Genomic DNA, 16,942 nt, shown 5'->3' with positions numbered 1-16,942 from the left:
CGGCGGATTATAACACGAAGCCAGGCCGATCTCTGCAATTGCCCTTCAGATCGTTTGGAGCCTGATGCGGCTAACGTTATACTGCTTTTTTCCTTATCTGACCGACACCTGACAGGATCTATGTTTGTTTCTGCGATCGTGGCGCTGTTCGCCTACTCTATCAGCCTTGCTCTGATCATACCCAGCCTGTTGAAACGCAACGGTGGCTGGCGACGCCTTGCGGTACTTTCCGCCTGTGTGGCGCTGATTGCCCACGCCATCGCGTTGCAACAGCGTATTTTTGCCGTCGATAACGGCCAAAATCTCAGCCTGTTGAACATAGGTTCGCTGGTGAGCCTGCTGATCTGTTCGATTATGACCATAGTGGCGTCACGCAATCGTGGCTGGCTGCTGCTGCCTATCGTTTACAGCTTTGCGTTGATTAATCTGGCCTTTGCCACTTTCGTGCCCAACGCGTTTATTACCCATCTGGAAACCACGCCGGGCATGATGATTCACATCGGCCTGTCGCTGTTTGCCTATGCCACCCTGATCATTGCCGCCCTTTATGCGTTGCAGCTGGCGTGGATTGACTATCAGTTAAAAAATAAAAAGCTGGCGTTCACCCAGGATATGCCACCGCTGCTCACCATTGAGCGCAAAATGTTCCACATCACTCAGGTTGGTGTCGTACTGCTGACGCTGGTGCTGTGCACCGGTCTGTTCTATATGCACAATCTGTTCAGCGCCGAGAATGTGGACAAAGCGGTACTCTCAATCATTGCCTGGTTCGTCTATATCGTTCTGCTCTGGGGACATTACCACGAAGGCTGGCGCGGTCGCCGTGTCGTCTGGTTCAATTGCAGCGGTGCGATTTTGCTGACCATGGCCTACTTTGGCAGCCGTGTACTGCAGCACCTGCTAACTCAATCGTCTCACTAAAGGAATTTTTGCGTTGGAACATGTTTCAACCACCACGCTGATCATCACCCTGGTCATCATGGTGCTGGTCTCGGCCTATTTCTCCGGTTCAGAGACCGGCATGATGACGCTCAATCGTTACAAGCTGCGCCATCAGGCTAAAAACGGACAGCGCGGCGCACGGCGCGTCGAAAAATTACTGCGTCGGCCAGATCGACTGATCAGTCTGGTGCTGATCGGTAATAACCTGGTCAACATCCTCGCCTCAGCGTTAGGCACTATCGTCGGCATGCGTTTATACGGTGATGCCGGCGTCGCGATAGCAACCGGCGTACTGACTTTTGTGGTGCTGGTGTTCGCTGAAGTGCTGCCCAAAACCATCGCCGCGCTCTATCCGGAGAAGGTCGCTTATCCCAGTAGTTTCCTGCTCGCTCCGCTGCAATATGTGATGCTGCCATTGGTATGGTTGCTCAACACCATTACACGCATTCTGATGCGCATGGTTGGTATCAAAACGGATGGCTCCATCAGTTCGGCGTTAAGTAAGGAAGAGTTACGCACCATCGTCCATGAATCACGCAGCCTGATGTCACGCCGTAATCAGGATATGCTGCTGTCAGTGCTGGATCTGGAAAAGGTGGGCGTTGAAGACATCATGGTGCCGCGTAACGAGATTGTCGGCATCAACATTAATGACGACTGGAAATCGATTGTTCGTCAGCTCAGTCATTCACCGCATGGTCGTATCGTATTATTCCGCGACTCGCTGGATGATTGCGTCGCCATGCTGCGGGTCCGTGAAGCCTGGCGCATGATGACCGAGAAAAAAGAATTCAACAAAGAGACACTGCTGCGTGCCGCCGATGAAATCTACTATGTGCCGGAAGGTACCCCGCTTAACGTGCAGCTGGTTAAATTCCAGCGCAATAAGAAGAAAGTGGGTTTAGTGGTGGATGAGTATGGCGATATCAAAGGTCTGGTCACCATCGAAGACATTCTTGAGGACATTGTTGGCGATTTCACCACCTCAATGTCTCCGACGTTGGCCGAAGAGGTCATGCCGCAGAACGACGGTTCTGTTCTGATTGAAGGCAGTGCAAATATTCGTGAAATCAACAAGGCCTTCAACTGGTCATTACCGGAGGAAGAAGCCCGTACCATCAACGGTATGCTGCTGGAAGTGCTGGAAGAAATCCCTCAGGTTGGCACCCAGGTACAAATTGGTAAGTACGATATTGATATTCTTGATGTGCAGGACAACATGGTGAAACAGGCACGTATTACGCCGCATACACCGCTAAAGTCTTCCATCGGTTCCTGAACTGAAGCATAAAAAAATGCCGCGATTATCGCGGCATTTTTCTTTCTGCATCAGCAAAAAACTAGATATGCAGTTCTTGTAGCTTTTCTTTCGGCAGTTTCAGATCTTCGTTGTAGTTAACGCCGATCTCGCTTGCCAGCACGTTGCGGGCAATCTGCTGCGCTTCATCCAGCGAATGCAGTTTGTAGCTACCACATTGATATTCGTTCAATTCCGGGATCTGGTTCTGTTCTTTTACTTTCAGAACATCTTCCATCGCCCCTTTCCACGCTTTTGCCACACGCTGCTCGTCCGGCGTGCCAATCAGGCTCATATAAAAGCCGGTACGGCAACCCATTGGCGAAATATCAACGATTTCCACGCCTTCACCATTCAGGTGATTACGCATAAATCCAGCGAAGAGGTGCTCCAGCGTATGGATGCCGCGCTCAGTCAGGATTTCCTTGTTCGGCCGGCAGAAACGCAGGTCAAAAACGGTGATGGTATCGCCATGAGGAGTTTTCATGGTTTTTGCTACGCGTACTGCGGGCGCCGCCATGATGGTGTGATCTACAGTAAAACTATCCAGCAGTGGCATATTGTCACCTCCTGTTTTGAGAATTTTTTTTAAAACGATGAAACTTTTCTGTTCGCCCAACGTCTGAATATATGAAAGACGCGCATTTGTTATCATCATCCCTGACAACAGAGATGTTAATTCGGCCACAGTGATGTGGCCTTTTCTTTTTTACCCTTCCCGGCTGGCGAGGTAGCTGGCAAAATCCAGCGTATCGCTCTGTTCCAGCTTCTCTTGCGCGAGCACTGAATCCTGCGCCTGGCGAGTAAAGTCATCCTCACTCAGAACCTGTAACGGCTCTTCGCATAACAAATGACGATATTGTTCAGCCAACGCCACTCCGGTCCCGGTCAAACCATTTTCCTTCATTGCATGAAGGATACGCGCCGAATAGGTTAGCTCAGGATCGTCAAACGATGCCACCAGTTGATCGCAAACCTGTTGATATTGCGTGCTGCCATGATTGCTGTCGAGTACTTCTGCTACGCGACTCAAATCAGCAAACAGGGCCTTACCTACCTCAACCAGCGTATGCTGCGTTTCACTGCAACCCACGGCAATCACCTGCCCCGGCTTACGACCTTCCAGCACCACTCGATTCCAGTTTTTACGGCTGCACAGCAATTCATCTGCGCTCATTTCCGGCGCATCGGCCAGCGTACACCAAATCAGGAACAAATCGAGGAAACGCACCTGGGTCGCATCAACGCCAATCGCTGAGAATGGGTTGATATCCAGCGAACGGACTTCAATATATTCAATGCCGCCACGTTGCAACGCATCCGACGGTGCTTCACCAGAACGTGTCACACGCTTCGGCCTAATCGGCGCGTACAGCTCGTTCTCAATCTGCAGCACATTGGTATTCAGCTGCAGCCAGTTGCCATCGGCATCTTTAGTACCCATGGCCGCATACTCTTCCGATGGCGTTTTGATCGCGGCTTTTAGCGCCGCAACATAGCCATCCAGTGAGTTGAAGGTGATACCCAACCCACTTTGCGATTTATTGGTATATCCAAGGTCGCTCAGGCGCAAGGAGGTTGCATACGGCAGCCACAAGGTCCCTTTGTCGTTCGTTTCAAACGGCAGATTGGTTTCGCGGCCTTGCAGGAAGCTCGAGCAAATTGCCGGCGAAGCACCAAACAGATACGGGATAACCCAGCCGAAGCGATAATAGTTACGGATCAGGCGCAGATAACCGGCAGAAATGGTCTCTTTACCACTTTCCGCATCTTTGACATCCGCCCACTCCTGCCAGAACGACAGCGGCAGTGAGAAGTTGTAATGGATACCTGAGATCGTCTGCATCAACGCGCCATAGCGATTTTTCAGCCCCTGGCGATACAGCGTCTTCATTTGGCCAATGTTGGAACTACCGTATTGCGCCAGCTCAATGTTATCGGCATCGTCAATAATGCACGGCATGCTAAAGGGCCACATGCGCTCCTGCCCCAGTTCACGCGCCACGTGGCGGTGAATATCACGCAGGAAACTGAGCATGTGATCGATGTTCTGATCTACAGGCGTGATGAACTCCAGCAGCGTCTCGGCAAAATCGGTAGTAATCCAATCATGCTTCAGCGCTGACCCCAGAGACTCTGGGTGCCCGGTCGTTGCCAGATGACCATCCGGGTTGACACGCAAAGTTTCGCGTTCAATACCACGGCCGATACCCTTTAACGCGTCGGGATGCGCTTCCAGCCAGGAGAGCGCTTTTGATACGTCCGGGATCACATTAACCTCCCGCTGTGCGAATAATTTATTTTTGTTCAGCATAATGTTAACCGTAGCCTCGAATCTGTGCGAATCAATGCCACCATTGCAAACCTTGTAAGGTGACCATCGCGATAACGATGTAACGCAGTGTTTTACCGATGGCGAGAAACAGCAACGCTGGAAGCCAGGCAACGCGCAACCAGCCTGCGAAGACGCAGAGCAGATCGCCCACCACTGGCAGCCAGCTAAATAACAGGGCTGCAGGTCCCAATCGGTGTAACCACGTCATTGCTGTGTTATGCCATCGCCCCTGCCCTTTCGGCGGCATCAGGCGACCAAGAAGAATGTTAGTCAGGCCACCCAGCGTGTTTCCCACTGATGCAGCCAATAGTAGCCCATAGACCGATCCCTTTTGGGCGATCAACAAGGCTACCAGCACCGCCTCTGAGCTTCCCGGAAGGAGGGTGGCACTCAGAAAGCTACTGCCGAATAACGAGCCATAGGTCAGAAATTCATTCACAGTAAACGGACATCAACCACATCCATGCCTGCTGCTTTTGCTGCCTGAACACCAAAATCAGCATCTTCAAATACCACACAGCGCGCGGGCGCGACGCCCATTAACTCGGCGCAGCGTAAAAAGGTATCAGGTTGCGGTTTATGGCGCTGTACGTCATCAGCGCCAACGACGGCGGTAAAAAGATGATAAACACCTAATTGTGTGAGCAGGGCTTTCGCCAGGCTATGCTCACTGCCAGTGCCAACCGCCATCGGGCGACGTCCGTGATAAGCTTTCACCACCGCCATCAGCGGCAGAGGACGCACGCTATCCAGCAGCATTGCTTTAAAGGCCACGGTTTTTTCCGCCGCCAGCAAATGGGGATCGTGCGTAGCATGGTTTTGCTCAATGATGAATTGCGCCAGCTGCCAGGTGGGCGCACCGTTAAAGCTCACCATTTTTTCCTCATCCATGGTGAAACCATAGCGGCTAAGTACCTGATGCCAGGCTTTTCGATGTGTCGGCTCAGAATCGAGAATCGTGCCGTCCATATCGAAAATCAGGGCGTCATATTGGTCGTACATTGTCACTCCGGGCGTCCAGCAAACGAGCCATTACTTTAACGTAATGCGTTCAGGTTGTCGCCAGGCGCGCTTAACAGCAAATGCTTTGAAAGCATTAGTATTTTTAGTTTTAAGATAAAGGTGAGAAAGTGGTGCCGCAGATAAATGGCGGTTAAAACAGGGCTTTTTTTACAGCGAAGTGATAAATCGGGGGGATATGGTGCATCCAGGAGGATTCGAACCTCCGACCGCTCGGTTCGTAGCCGAGTACTCTATCCAGCTGAGCTATGGATGCATTGGAGAAACGTTGTTGCGATGGAAGAACTGAAACAATCGGGTGATGAGACAAAGAATGGTGCATCCAGGAGGATTCGAACCTCCGACCGCTCGGTTCGTAGCCGAGTACTCTATCCAGCTGAGCTATGGATGCATTGAGATATTTTCTTACGATGGACTAACTGAAATCAACCTGGGAATGATACGAAGAATGGTGCATCCAGGAGGATTCGAACCTCCGACCGCTCGGTTCGTAGCCGAGTACTCTATCCAGCTGAGCTATGGATGCATTTCTGAAAATTCTTGTACAACGCAGGGTGCTAACAACTCACCTCGAAAGGAACTGCTCGTTCACTCTTTACGACATCTTTTTCGATGGTGCATCCAGGAGGATTCGAACCTCCGACCGCTCGGTTCGTAGCCGAGTACTCTATCCAGCTGAGCTATGGATGCATCGAAAAATGGCGGTGAGGCGGGGATTCGAACCCCGGATGCAGCTTTTGACCGCATACTCCCTTAGCAGGGGAGCGCCTTCAGCCTCTCGGCCACCTCACCTTACGCGTTCTTCCGAACCGTGCTTCTGAACTTTGTTTCTGCTCATCGGCACTGCGTGGCGCACATATTACTTTCCCGCACTTATAAGTCAAACAATTTTTCCCACTACAGGTTCGTTTGCACAAATGACAGACAATCCGCGCGTTTTGCCGACAAAAAGAGTGATTAATCAACAGTAAAAGGGGGATGCAGATAACAAAATGGGAAAGAAAAAAATGGGAGGGGAAGAAGTTGCAGGCAGGAAAAATCGGTAGCGCCTCGCAGCAAGGCGAGGCGCTGAATCCGTTAGTAACTCGTAGGCTGAGCTTTTTCTGCCTGAATGCGCTGATAGATCTCTTCGCGATGCACCGAAACTTCTTTAGGTGCATTGACGCCAATACGGACCTGGTTACCTTTAACTCCCAGCACCGTTACAGTCACCTCATCGCCAATCATGAGGGTTTCACCAACTCGACGAGTTAGAATAAGCATTCTTTGCTCCTTGAAAGATTAAAAGAGTCGGGCCTGTTCGGGTTCCCGGCCATATCCATCATATAACGCTGAACAATGTCTATGACAAATACACCATTGTGGTTTGCCACGCCAATACATTCTGCTGATAGTTAGTTTAGCCGAAATACACTGCCTCAACCTGACTTTGTCATTACCTGGTGCACATCGCGTTAAAAAGCGCCGGAACGTTCCGTTCCTGGCGCTCTCCACGATGCTTAGTTTTATTTCGTTACAGTCGATTGCTGACCCAGTCCTGCACACCCGCCAACGCGCCAGCCAGCGCCTGTGGATTCGTACCGCCCGCCTGAGCCATATCCGGGCGACCACCGCCTTTCCCGCCCACCTGAGCAGCCAGTTCCCCCACCAGTTCGCCCGCTTTCACGCGATCGGTCAGGTCTTTGGTCACACCCGCGATCAGCGACACTTTACCTTCTGCTACGGTCGCCAACACGATAATGGCGGAACCAAGCTGATTTTTCAGGTCGTCCATCATGGTACGCAGCATCTTAGGTTCTACATTGCTAAGTTCACTCACCAGCAGTTTAGTCCCTTTAACATCCACGGCCTTGCTGCTGAGTGAGGCACTTTCCTGTGCTGCCTGCTGATCACGCAGTTGCTGCAATTCTTTTTCCAGGGCACGAACATGGTCCACCAGTCCGCGGACTTTCTCATTCAGATTACTGCTATTGGCTTTCACCAGATGCGCGATGTCCTGCAACTGGTGGCTTTGTGCATTAACCTGCGCCAGAGCCCCTTCGCCAGTCACCGCTTCGATACGACGAACACCCGCAGCAGTGCCCGATTCAGACAAAATACGGAACAGACCAATATCACCGGTGCGCGCAGCATGCGTACCGCCACACAGCTCGGTTGAGAAATCTCCCATGCTCAGCACACGAACACGTTGATCGTATTTCTCGCCAAACAGTGCCATGGCACCCTTCGCTTTGGCAGCCTCAAGATCCATGATATTGGTTTCAACGGCCAGGTTACGACGGATCTGCGCGTTGACGATATCCTCAACCTGACGAATCTCCTGCGGCTTCATCGCTTCAAAATGAGAGAAGTCGAAACGCAGGTATTTATCATTGACCAGCGAGCCTTTCTGCGCGACATGCTCACCTAAAACCTGGCGCAATGCGGCATGCAACAGGTGTGTCGCTGAATGGTTCAGACGGATGCGAGCACGGCGTTCTTCATCAACCTGAGCACTCAGGCGATCGCCGACACGCAGCTGGCCGGTAGTTAGCTTACCGATATGACCAATGGCCTGACTATACTTCTGTGTGTCCTGCACGCTAAATTCAGCATTATTCCCAGCCAGTACGCCGGTATCACCTACCTGACCACCAGACTCGCCGTAGAACGGGGTCTCATCAAGCACCACTACCGCATCCTGGCCTGCGCTCACCTGCTCAACCGCTTGCCCATCGACAAACAACGCCTGTACGGTAGAGGTCAGTGCCAGCTGGTCATAACCTTTAAAGGCCGATGCAGAATCAATACGAATCACATTGTTGTAATCCGCACCAAATCCACTGGCTTCACGTGCACGCTGGCGTTGCTGCTCCATCGCCACTTCAAACCCAGCTTCGTCGATCTTCAGATTGCGCTCACGGCACACATCCGCAGTCAGGTCTACCGGGAAGCCGAAAGTATCATAAAGGCGGAATACAGTTTCGCCATCCAGCGTATCGCCTTGCAGCTTCGCCAGTTCTTCGTCCAGCAGCGCCAGACCACGCTCCAGCGTTTTCGCAAACTGTTCTTCTTCCGCTTTCAGGACGTTCTCAACCTGAACCTGCTGACGTTGCAGGTCTTCACCTGCCGAGCCCATTACCGCAATCAGAGGCGCAACCAGCTTATAGAAGAAGGCATCTTTCGCGCCAAGCATGTTGCCGTGACGTACCGCACGACGAATGATACGACGCAGTACATAGCCACGGTTTTCGTTCGAAGGAATCACGCCATCAGCGACCAGGAAAGCACAGGAACGGATATGGTCAGCGATCACTCGCAGTGATTTGTTGCTGAGATCAGTCGCACCTGTCACTTCAGCCACTGACTTAATCAGTCTGGCGAAAAGGTCGATTTCGTAGTTGGAGTTAACGTGTTGCAGAACCGCAGCAATACGCTCCAGCCCCATACCGGTATCCACTGAAGGTTTCGGCAATGGCTGCATGGTACCGTCTGCCTGACGGTTAAACTGCATGAATACGATATTCCAGATTTCAATATAGCGGTCACCATCTTCTTCCGGGCTGCCCGGCGGGCCACCCCAGATATGATCGCCATGATCGAAGAAGATCTCGCTGCACGGACCACATGGGCCGGTATCGCCCATCTGCCAGAAGTTGTCTGATGCGTAGGCGCTGCCTTTATTGTCCCCGATACGAATAATTCGTTCGTGCGGAATACCAATATCTTTGGCCCAGATGTCATAGGCTTCATCGTCAGTTTCATAGACGGTGACCCAAAGGCGTTCTTTTGGCAGCTTAAACCACTGCTCGCCCGTCAGCAGTTCCCAGGCATAGGCAATCGCGTCTTTTTTGAAATAGTCGCCAAAACTGAAGTTGCCCAACATTTCAAAGAAGGTGTGATGACGCGCGGTATAACCCACGTTTTCGAGGTCATTATGCTTACCGCCCGCACGAACGCAGCGCTGCGCTGTGGTCGCACGTGAGTAATCGCGCTTATCCTGACCGAGGAAAACGTCTTTAAACTGGTTCATCCCGGCGTTGGTAAACAGCAGCGTCGGGTCGTTGTTCGGTACGAGGGAGCTGCTGGCTACAACCTGATGTCCCTTGCTATGAAAAAAGTCGAGAAACGCTTGACGGATCTCAGCAGTGCTCTTGCTCATAAATTTCCTGGAATCACGCTAACGAACGTTACCTCTCGTCTGGCAAGCCGCATGCGCCCGGCCCACCACTGACTGAGGAACAAAAAGTGGGAATAAGATAAATTTTCTTCAGTGGGAAGTAAAATCCCATTGCCTTTCAGTCGTCAAAATTTCTGAAAATTGCCTGAATATCTTCCATCAGAAAGCCTTTTGTCATCAGAAATCGCTGGACTTTGCTTTTCCCGGCCCAGTCTTGTGGCAACGGATCGCCAAACTTACGTTTCGCCAGCCCGGCTGCACACGCGATCCAGTTGACCTCGGTATCAAACAGCGCCTGGTCAATTTCATCGCGCGCAATACCTTTTTGTTGCAGCTCCATGCGAATACGTTGCGGGCCATACCCTCTGCCGCTGCGACTGAGGATAAATCGCTCGGTAAAACGCTGGTCGTTTAACCAACCATTCTGCTGACACCAGTCGGCAACCTGCTCCAGCAACTCATCAGGAATGGGTTCGGCTTTTTCCTGTTGCTGCATCCAGGCAGCCCGCTGGCTGGAAAGTTGTAGCTTGCGCTTCAGTTCTTCACGGCTATGGTCACGTTGTGACAGGATGCGCATGGCGCGGTCCAGCAAGCGCGAGAAAGTTGGCGCGGGTGTCGGAGATGATGACATATGACTTACCTTTTTCAGACCGTAGCGCAGGGTAAAGCAAGAGATTCAAGAGGGAAAGTGCTGGCGGGGTAAAAACAAAACGGGAGCAGTGCGCTCCCGTTGTGGTATCAGAAATCTTCGTTCGTTTCGCTGGCTTCTTCGTAATCGTCAGCGGAAACCTCCGCAGCACCGGCACTGGCCGTTGCACCGGTCAGCAGCATGTCACGCAGCTTCTGATCGATTTCATTAGCAATCGCCGGGTTTTCCTTCAGGAAATTGGTCGAGTTTGCTTTACCCTGGCCGATTTTGTCACCGTTGTAGCTGTACCAGGCACCGGCTTTCTCAACCAGCTTGTGCTTCACGCCCAGATCAACCAGTTCACCAAAGGTGTTGATACCTTCACCATACATAATCTGGAATTCAGCCTGTTTGAACGGTGCAGCAATTTTGTTCTTCACCACTTTCACGCGGGTTTCGCTACCCACCACTTCGTCGCCCTCTTTAATGGCACCGATGCGGCGAATATCGAGACGTACGGAAGCGTAGAACTTCAGCGCGTTACCACCGGTGGTGGTTTCCGGGTTACCGAACATCACACCAATCTTCATACGGATCTGGTTGATGAAAATCAGCAGCGTATTGGACTGCTTCAGATTACCCGCCAGCTTACGCATCGCCTGGCTCATCATACGAGCGGCCAGACCCATGTGAGAGTCACCAATCTCGCCTTCAATTTCCGCTTTCGGCGTCAGGGCAGCAACGGAGTCAACGATGATGACGTCAACGGCACCGGAACGCGCCAGCGCATCACAAATTTCCAGCGCCTGCTCACCGGTATCCGGCTGCGAACACAGCAGGTTATCAATATCGACGCCCAACTTCTTCGCGTAGACCGGGTCAAGCGCATGCTCGGCATCAATAAAGGCACAGGTTTTGCCTTTACGCTGCGCAGCGGCAATGACCTGCAAGGTCAGCGTAGTTTTACCAGAGGATTCCGGACCATAAATCTCAACGATACGGCCCATCGGCAGGCCGCCTGCGCCCAGCGCGATGTCCAGCGAAAGTGAACCGGTGGAGATGGTTTCAACATCCATCGAGCGGTCTTCACCCAGGCGCATGATGGAGCCTTTACCAAACTGTTTCTCGATCTGGCCCAGCGCGGCAGCTAAAGCCTTCTGTTTGTTCTCGTCAATCGCCATTTCCACTCCTAATCATGCCGGGTAAGCGGACATCTCTGTATGTCTGCTCGCGTTCTGTTGCCGGTAATTATACTGTACAGTCATACAGTATCAAGTTTAATTTGTCAGAAATTCATCATGCAGCGTTTGCAGTGCCCAGGCGACGGACTGACGACGCACCGCATCACGGTCGCCAGCAAAGTGCTGACACTGCGCCATCAGTTGCCCATCCGGCCCGGCAAAGCCAAACCAGACAGTACCGACGGGTTTATCCGCGGTGCCGCCATCCGGTCCCGCAATACCGCTGACAGCAATAGCATACTGCGCACCCGCCTCTTTGCAGGCCCCCGCCGCCATTTCGCGCACGGTCTGCTCGCTCACGGCACCAAACCGGGCCAGCGTACCGGCCTGCACACCCACCATTTGTTGTTTGGCGTCATTGCTATAGGTCACGAAACTGCGCTCAAACCAGGCGGAACTGCCGCTGATATCAGTGAACACTTTTGCAATCCAGCCACCGGTACAGGACTCAGCCGCTGTGATGGTTGCCTTGCGCGTTTTCAGCTGCTCGCCAATACGACGACTCAACTGCTGTAACTGTTCATCGTTCATCGTCTTCTCCTTGTCTGGCGCTCACGTTAACAGTAAATGGTGCAGCGGAGGATCCTTTTCAACCCCGATGTACCGTTTTGCGCGTGCGCTTCCAGAAGCTTCAGCGTGTTTTCATTGCCACCATAAAAAGACGCGGGAAGGCCAGCAAAACCTTCCCATCGGCGCGAGTCGGATAAGCGGTAATCAGCGCCTGATGATATTCCGCTAAAAACGCCTGTTGCTGATTTTCATCCAGCCCGGCAAGGAAAGGACGCAAGCCGGTGGCTCGCAGCCAGGTAATAATCGCCTGTGCATCCGCCATGATGTGGTAGTAGGTGGTACGCCAGATATCCACCTCACAACCCGCATCACTCAGCAAATCATAATACTGCGCAGTGGTCAGTAAGCGCTTACGTTCAGCTGCCTGCTGGGAGATATGCGGCAGCCAGCGCTCACCCGCAGCCACCTCGCGCATCAGGCGATGTGAAGGTTCCTCAAGGTTATCCGGCATCTGAATTGCCAGTGAGCCGCCGATAGCGAGCTGGCTCACCAGGTGTGGCAGCAGCGAAGAATGTTCACCCAGCCATTGCAAAGATGCATTGGCGTAAATCACCTGCTGGGGTTGTTCGGCCTGCCAGGAACGAATATCGGCCAGCTCAAAGAGGCAATCCGGAAGGCGTTCACGCGCCTGCACCAGCATCGCTTCCGAGCTATCAATGCCACAGATGACGGCCTCCGGCCAGGCCTGCGCCAGTAGCTCGGTACTGTTGCCCGGTCCGCAACCTAAATCCGTTGCGAAACGCACCTCAGGAGTGGCAACCCGCGCCAGCAACTCATAGGCCGGTCGAGTCCGCTCTGATTCAAACTGACGATATAGCTGTGGATTCCAGTCTTGCATTGTCACGCTCCTGTTTTATCCCAAGAACTAAACACTACTCGTTTTTGCCATCCCCCGAAAAGAAAAGTGCGATAGCTCACTTTTTGCGTGCTGTTCTCTGGTGAGTTTAGCCAATGGCGATTAAGTTAAAACGGCGTTTCATTTTTCACGATAAGGAGTTTGCTATGGTTGCACAACCTGCACTGGCTGGCGTCTGGTGTCCGTCAGTAACCCCTTTTGATAACGACGGTAACGTCGATATTGACGCTCTGGGCCGTCACTTCGACCGGCTCAATCATTCAGGCATTGATACACTTCTGTTAATGGGCAGCATTGGGGAGTTTGCTTCGCTCACGCAACAGGAGCGACTACGCCTGATTCGCGAAGCGCGTCAGCTATCCCCACTCACGATGGTCGCTAACGTTTCCAGCACCTGCGTGCCTGATATGCTGCAACTGGCTGAGGCCGCGTGGCAGCATGGGTTTGACGCGGTGATGGTGCTACCTCCTTATTACTATGGACAGACGCAAAAACAGTTGCTGAGTTATTTCAAAGCCCTGGACCAGCAATTAGGTGGGAAGTGGTTTGCCTACAATTTTCCGGCGCGTACCGGTTGTGATTTAACCCCCGCGCTGGTAGCGGAACTGGCAGCAGAACTGCCGAATTTTATTGGTATCAAAGATACGGTGGATTGTCTGTCGCACAACCGTGCGCTGATTGAAGAAACAAGAAAGGTCCGCAGTGACTTTGCGGTGTTATCCGGCTATGACGAATATCTGTTACCTAACCTGCTGGCAGGCGGTGCAGGGGTGATTTCCGGGCTGAATAATATTGTGCCTGAGCTGTTTGCCGGGGCGATGCAGGCATGGCGGGCAGGCGATTTACATCAGTTAATCGCAATTCAGCAACGCATTGGTCAGCTGATGGCGATTTATACCCTGGGGGACGATTTTGTCACGACGATCAAAACCGCCGTCGCACGCCGTTATGAATCGATGACTACCCGATCCCGCAATTATGGCGGAGAACTCGGTGCCGCCCAGTGCGCAGCGATAGATCGACTGCTGGCATAATGGAACAACGCGGACGGCACTGCGCCGTCCGGATCTCAGTTCTTTTTCACGAACTCAGATTTCAGTTTCATCGGGCCAAAACCATCGATCTTACAATCGATATTGTGATCACCTTCAACCAGGCGAATGCTTTTCACTTTTGTGCCGATTTTCAACGTTGAGGAGCTGCCCTTAACCTTCAGATCCTTGACCACAGTGACGCTGTCGCCATCCACCAGCAGGTTACCATTAGCATCTCGCACAACCAGACCATCAGCAGCCACATCATCCGCCGCCAGCGACCAGATATGTCCACATGACGGGCAGTTCAGCTTCTCGCCATCCTGCCAGGTATAGTCGGCCTGGCATTCAGGACAGGCGGGTAAGGTATTCATAAGCGCTCCTCAGAGAAAAGGTCGCGGCGAAGGTGGTGCCGCAAAAGGGGCGACATCTTATCTCCTTACTGTTAGTAAGGACAGCATTAAAATATCGCGCCCTGACGCGCTTTGCTGACCGCTTCGCCCAACTGCCACACCGCCATTGCATAATGCGTGCTGTGATTGTAGCGGGTTATGACGTAGAAATTGGGCAGCCCGTACCAGTATTGATAACTGGTGCCGAGATCGAGGCGCAACAAACTGGCCTGATTGTTGCCGTCCAGCGATCCCTGCGGTGTCAGGCCACTTGCCGCCAGAGTGCTAACCGGGTACAAGGTTTTGAAACCATTCTCCAGTGCCGGAGCCTGCCCGCTGGCCGGGACAGCGACGGCTTCCCCCGGACGCCAACCGTGTTCTTTGAAATAATTAGCCACGCTGCCGATAGCATCAACCGGATCCCACAAATTGATGTGTCCATCCCCGTTAAAATCCACCGCATATTGTTTATACGACGATGGCATAAACTGTCCGTAGCCCATTGCGCCCGCGAAAGAACCGCGCAGATCAAGCGGATCATCCTGCTCGGTACGTGCCATCAACAGAAACGTTTCCAGCTCGCTGCTAAAGTAAGCTGCCCGGCGTGGATAGTTGAACGAAAGCGTTGCCAGCGCATCCAGTAAGCGGGTTTTCCCCATCACCCTACCCCAGCGGGTCTCAACACCAATAATGCCGACAATAATTTCCGGTGGCACGCCATAGACCTGCTGGGCGCGTTGCAGCGCATCCTGATATTGATTCCAGAAGGCCACACCATTTTGCACGTTATCAGGGGTAATGAATTTATTACGATAGCGAATCCAGGCACCATTTGGGCCGGTTGGCGGAGTGTAGCTCGGTGCCTGTTGGTCCATCAGGCGCAGCACATAATCCAGCCGTTTCGCCTGGCCAATCACCGCATGTAATTGCTGGCGATCAAAACCATGCTTCGCCACCATCTGGTCAATAAATTGCTCAGCGGCAGGATTCTCTGCGAAATCACCAAACATTGGCTGGATAGCGTGTGATTGATCCAGTAGAAAACCACCCTGAGGTGCAGAAACGACGGCGGGCTGCTGGGATGTTTCAGGCTTGCTACTGCAGGCGGCAAGCAGGGTAATGAGCGGGAGAAGGGCAACCTTAAAACGCATTGGATTTCCATAAGCCAGATGAAACCGGAGTCCACATATTAATCGTTCAGGTTAATGACTTACAGGGCAATATCTTAAATTTACGTCAGTTATCTCTGTCAGGGCGCCGCCCGGCGAAATTTGCGACCCGCTTCCACACTTTACCATTTACAGCGTTTTTTTCTTTTTTCCTGCCGCAGCAATTTGCTATGGTCGGCAACCGAAAGGCCAGCAGGCGGATGAAGGAGATGCTGCAAAAATGGTAACATCGCTTCTTTCGTTATCGCGCCAGCGTGATAACGCACCTTCCCTGTAGCGATAACCTATTACGGGCACTCAAAAAGTAAATGCAAAGCGAGAAAGAGATGAAAGGAGCAGAGCAAATGGACTTCACCGCCCATACGCCCATGATGCAGCAGTATTTGGTAAAATCCTTTATGCGCTGATTTATAAATATATTTTCAAAAAATAGTTTAAAGATATACGTATGGTATACATTTAGTACTTTGATGCTTAGAAAATGGTTATTTTTTGCACACAATAAACAAAGATAAATTACAAATATTAAAAAACCGGCTTTAAATCGTTATATATCAGACAGTTATTGCTATTGTTGGTGCGCAGTTCATAGTTTATAAGTTGCAACAGCAAACAGCCAAAAACGAGTTTTGACTGTTTCTGTCGCCGCTATTTTTAAAATCTGCCGAACTTAACCTCGTTGCTTTTCTTAGATTTCACATAGCAAAGCTAAATCCTCAGATTTTTCCTCTGTAAAACTCATCCATTATTGAGATTACATTTTTTTCTGATTCCTGACTCAATTCAAAAATGTCCTTTTTATTATCTATAAGATAGCTTACAAATCTTCGCTTAAACTTCTCATCAAAAAAATGTTCGCCATATTTTATTTTTTCTTCTTCCACAAATACATTTAAGAAACCGCCCATAGTTTCAACATCTATCTCGACAGAGAGATTAATTCGCTTACTCATTTTTAAATCCTGTATATTTGACAAAATAACACCTAGGGTGTAGTTACAATATTGAGGATAACGTTTTTTTATTTAAGGAGCAAGGTGTAATAACGTGTCCGTTATTTCCCTTGCCCATAAATCGCACTACGTTTGATTTAGGGATCTTTACCCTTCCGCTTTTCCCCCTAATAGCATTTAGGGGGAGCGGAAAAGAATAAACCAAAAACAAAGGAGATATATATGTTATTTATGCTAGGTGTTATTTTTGCAATGTTCTATTTGTACTCAATGATGGAAGATACCATTAAACAAAAAACAAGTTCCAAACATAGTGCGTTGAGAAGTAAATATGATGACGCTGTTA

The 16,942-nt window shown here is 51.3% G+C and carries 16 protein-coding genes and 5 tRNA genes; 3 read left to right on the top strand and 18 right to left on the bottom strand.

What is annotated here, in order from left to right; genetic code table 11:
- Positions 1-120 precede the first annotated feature (120 nt).
- Both RCF31_RS17735 and RCF31_RS17730 read left to right on the top strand, forming a co-directional pair.
- Positions 121-921, top strand: a complete 801-nt coding sequence (locus RCF31_RS17735; RefSeq protein ID WP_208716237.1) for a cytochrome C assembly family protein — start codon at positions 121-123, stop codon at positions 919-921.
- 13 nt (positions 922-934) lie between these two features.
- Positions 935-2,221, top strand: coding sequence for an HlyC/CorC family transporter (locus RCF31_RS17730; RefSeq protein WP_299460422.1), 1,287 nt, complete (start codon positions 935-937; stop codon positions 2,219-2,221).
- A 61-nt stretch (positions 2,222-2,282) separates the two neighbouring features.
- Here RCF31_RS17730 and luxS read toward each other — a convergent pair whose 3' ends face one another.
- The 15 genes from luxS to tam form a co-directional block, all read right to left on the bottom strand.
- Entirely contained in the window at positions 2,283-2,798 is a 516-nt protein-coding gene (gene luxS / locus RCF31_RS17725) for an S-ribosylhomocysteine lyase (RefSeq protein ID WP_084876445.1), read from the bottom strand.
- A 150-nt stretch (positions 2,799-2,948) separates the two neighbouring features.
- The gene (gene gshA, locus RCF31_RS17720; RefSeq protein WP_299460418.1) at positions 2,949-4,553 is read right to left on the bottom strand and encodes a glutamate--cysteine ligase; all 1,605 of its coding nucleotides are present in this window, start codon (positions 4,551-4,553) and stop codon (positions 2,949-2,951) included.
- Positions 4,554-4,584: 31 nt separating this feature from the next.
- Positions 4,585-5,013: a YqaA family protein gene (locus tag RCF31_RS17715; protein ID WP_299460416.1), complete on the bottom strand. Its 429-nt coding sequence runs from the start codon at positions 5,011-5,013 to the stop codon at positions 4,585-4,587.
- Entirely contained in the window at positions 5,010-5,576 is a 567-nt protein-coding gene (gene yqaB, locus RCF31_RS17710; RefSeq protein ID WP_416411842.1) for a fructose-1-phosphate/6-phosphogluconate phosphatase, read from the bottom strand. Before yqaB ends, RCF31_RS17715 begins: the two co-directional genes overlap by 4 nt.
- A 197-nt stretch (positions 5,577-5,773) precedes the next feature.
- Positions 5,774-5,850, bottom strand: a tRNA-Arg gene (locus RCF31_RS17705).
- Positions 5,851-5,908: 58 nt separating this feature from the next.
- Positions 5,909-5,985, bottom strand: a tRNA-Arg gene (locus tag RCF31_RS17700).
- Between the two features lie 58 nt (positions 5,986-6,043).
- Positions 6,044-6,120 (bottom strand) — tRNA-Arg (locus RCF31_RS17695).
- Positions 6,121-6,207: 87 nt separating this feature from the next.
- Positions 6,208-6,284, bottom strand: a tRNA-Arg gene (locus tag RCF31_RS17690).
- A gap of 9 nt (positions 6,285-6,293) precedes the next feature.
- Positions 6,294-6,386 (bottom strand) — tRNA-Ser (locus RCF31_RS17685).
- Positions 6,387-6,671: 285 nt separating this feature from the next.
- Positions 6,672-6,857 (bottom strand): carbon storage regulator CsrA, encoded by a 186-nt coding sequence (gene csrA, locus RCF31_RS17680; RefSeq protein ID WP_013510212.1) that lies wholly within the window; start codon positions 6,855-6,857, stop codon positions 6,672-6,674.
- A 250-nt stretch (positions 6,858-7,107) separates the two neighbouring features.
- Entirely contained in the window at positions 7,108-9,735 is a 2,628-nt protein-coding gene (gene alaS / locus RCF31_RS17675) for an alanine--tRNA ligase (RefSeq protein WP_416411841.1), read from the bottom strand.
- A gap of 136 nt (positions 9,736-9,871) precedes the next feature.
- Positions 9,872-10,384: a regulatory protein RecX gene (locus RCF31_RS17670; protein ID WP_208617292.1), complete on the bottom strand. Its 513-nt coding sequence runs from the start codon at positions 10,382-10,384 to the stop codon at positions 9,872-9,874.
- A 107-nt stretch (positions 10,385-10,491) separates the two neighbouring features.
- Complete coding sequence (recA, locus tag RCF31_RS17665) at positions 10,492-11,562, bottom strand: recombinase RecA (protein WP_084876451.1); 1,071 nt, start codon at positions 11,560-11,562, stop codon at positions 10,492-10,494.
- A gap of 96 nt (positions 11,563-11,658) precedes the next feature.
- Positions 11,659-12,153: a nicotinamide-nucleotide amidase gene (gene pncC / locus RCF31_RS17660; RefSeq protein ID WP_313686707.1), complete on the bottom strand. Its 495-nt coding sequence runs from the start codon at positions 12,151-12,153 to the stop codon at positions 11,659-11,661.
- A gap of 100 nt (positions 12,154-12,253) precedes the next feature.
- Positions 12,254-13,030 carry a trans-aconitate 2-methyltransferase gene (gene tam / locus RCF31_RS17655; protein WP_416411840.1) on the bottom strand — a complete coding sequence of 259 codons (777 nt, stop codon included), beginning with the start codon at positions 13,028-13,030 and terminating at the stop codon, positions 12,254-12,256.
- Positions 13,031-13,194: 164 nt separating this feature from the next.
- Between tam and RCF31_RS17650 the strand changes: the two genes are divergently transcribed.
- Positions 13,195-14,082, top strand: a complete 888-nt coding sequence (locus RCF31_RS17650; protein WP_416411839.1) for a dihydrodipicolinate synthase family protein — start codon at positions 13,195-13,197, stop codon at positions 14,080-14,082.
- A gap of 35 nt (positions 14,083-14,117) precedes the next feature.
- On the opposite strand, the gene RCF31_RS17645 is transcribed toward RCF31_RS17650, so the two are convergent.
- The 3 genes from RCF31_RS17645 to RCF31_RS17635 all read right to left on the bottom strand — a co-directional run bounded on the left by RCF31_RS17645 (position 14,118) and on the right by RCF31_RS17635 (position 16,596).
- On the bottom strand, positions 14,118-14,456 hold the full coding sequence (locus RCF31_RS17645) for a zinc ribbon domain-containing protein YjdM (RefSeq protein WP_299460394.1): 339 nt from the start codon (positions 14,454-14,456) through the stop codon (positions 14,118-14,120).
- 86 nt (positions 14,457-14,542) lie between these two features.
- On the bottom strand, positions 14,543-15,625 hold the full coding sequence (mltB, locus tag RCF31_RS17640; protein WP_299460391.1) for a lytic murein transglycosylase B: 1,083 nt from the start codon (positions 15,623-15,625) through the stop codon (positions 14,543-14,545).
- Positions 15,626-16,359: 734 nt separating this feature from the next.
- Positions 16,360-16,596 carry a hypothetical protein gene (locus tag RCF31_RS17635; protein WP_226020286.1) on the bottom strand — a complete coding sequence of 79 codons (237 nt, stop codon included), beginning with the start codon at positions 16,594-16,596 and terminating at the stop codon, positions 16,360-16,362.
- Between the last annotated feature and the right edge of the window lie 346 nt (positions 16,597-16,942).

It is taken from the genome of Pantoea sp. App145 (genome assembly GCF_047947045.1).
GTDB lineage: Bacteria > Pseudomonadota > Gammaproteobacteria > Enterobacterales > Enterobacteriaceae > Pantoea.
The sequence above is the reverse complement of the archived record's forward strand: the minus strand, read 5'-3'. Positions and strand labels throughout refer to the sequence as shown.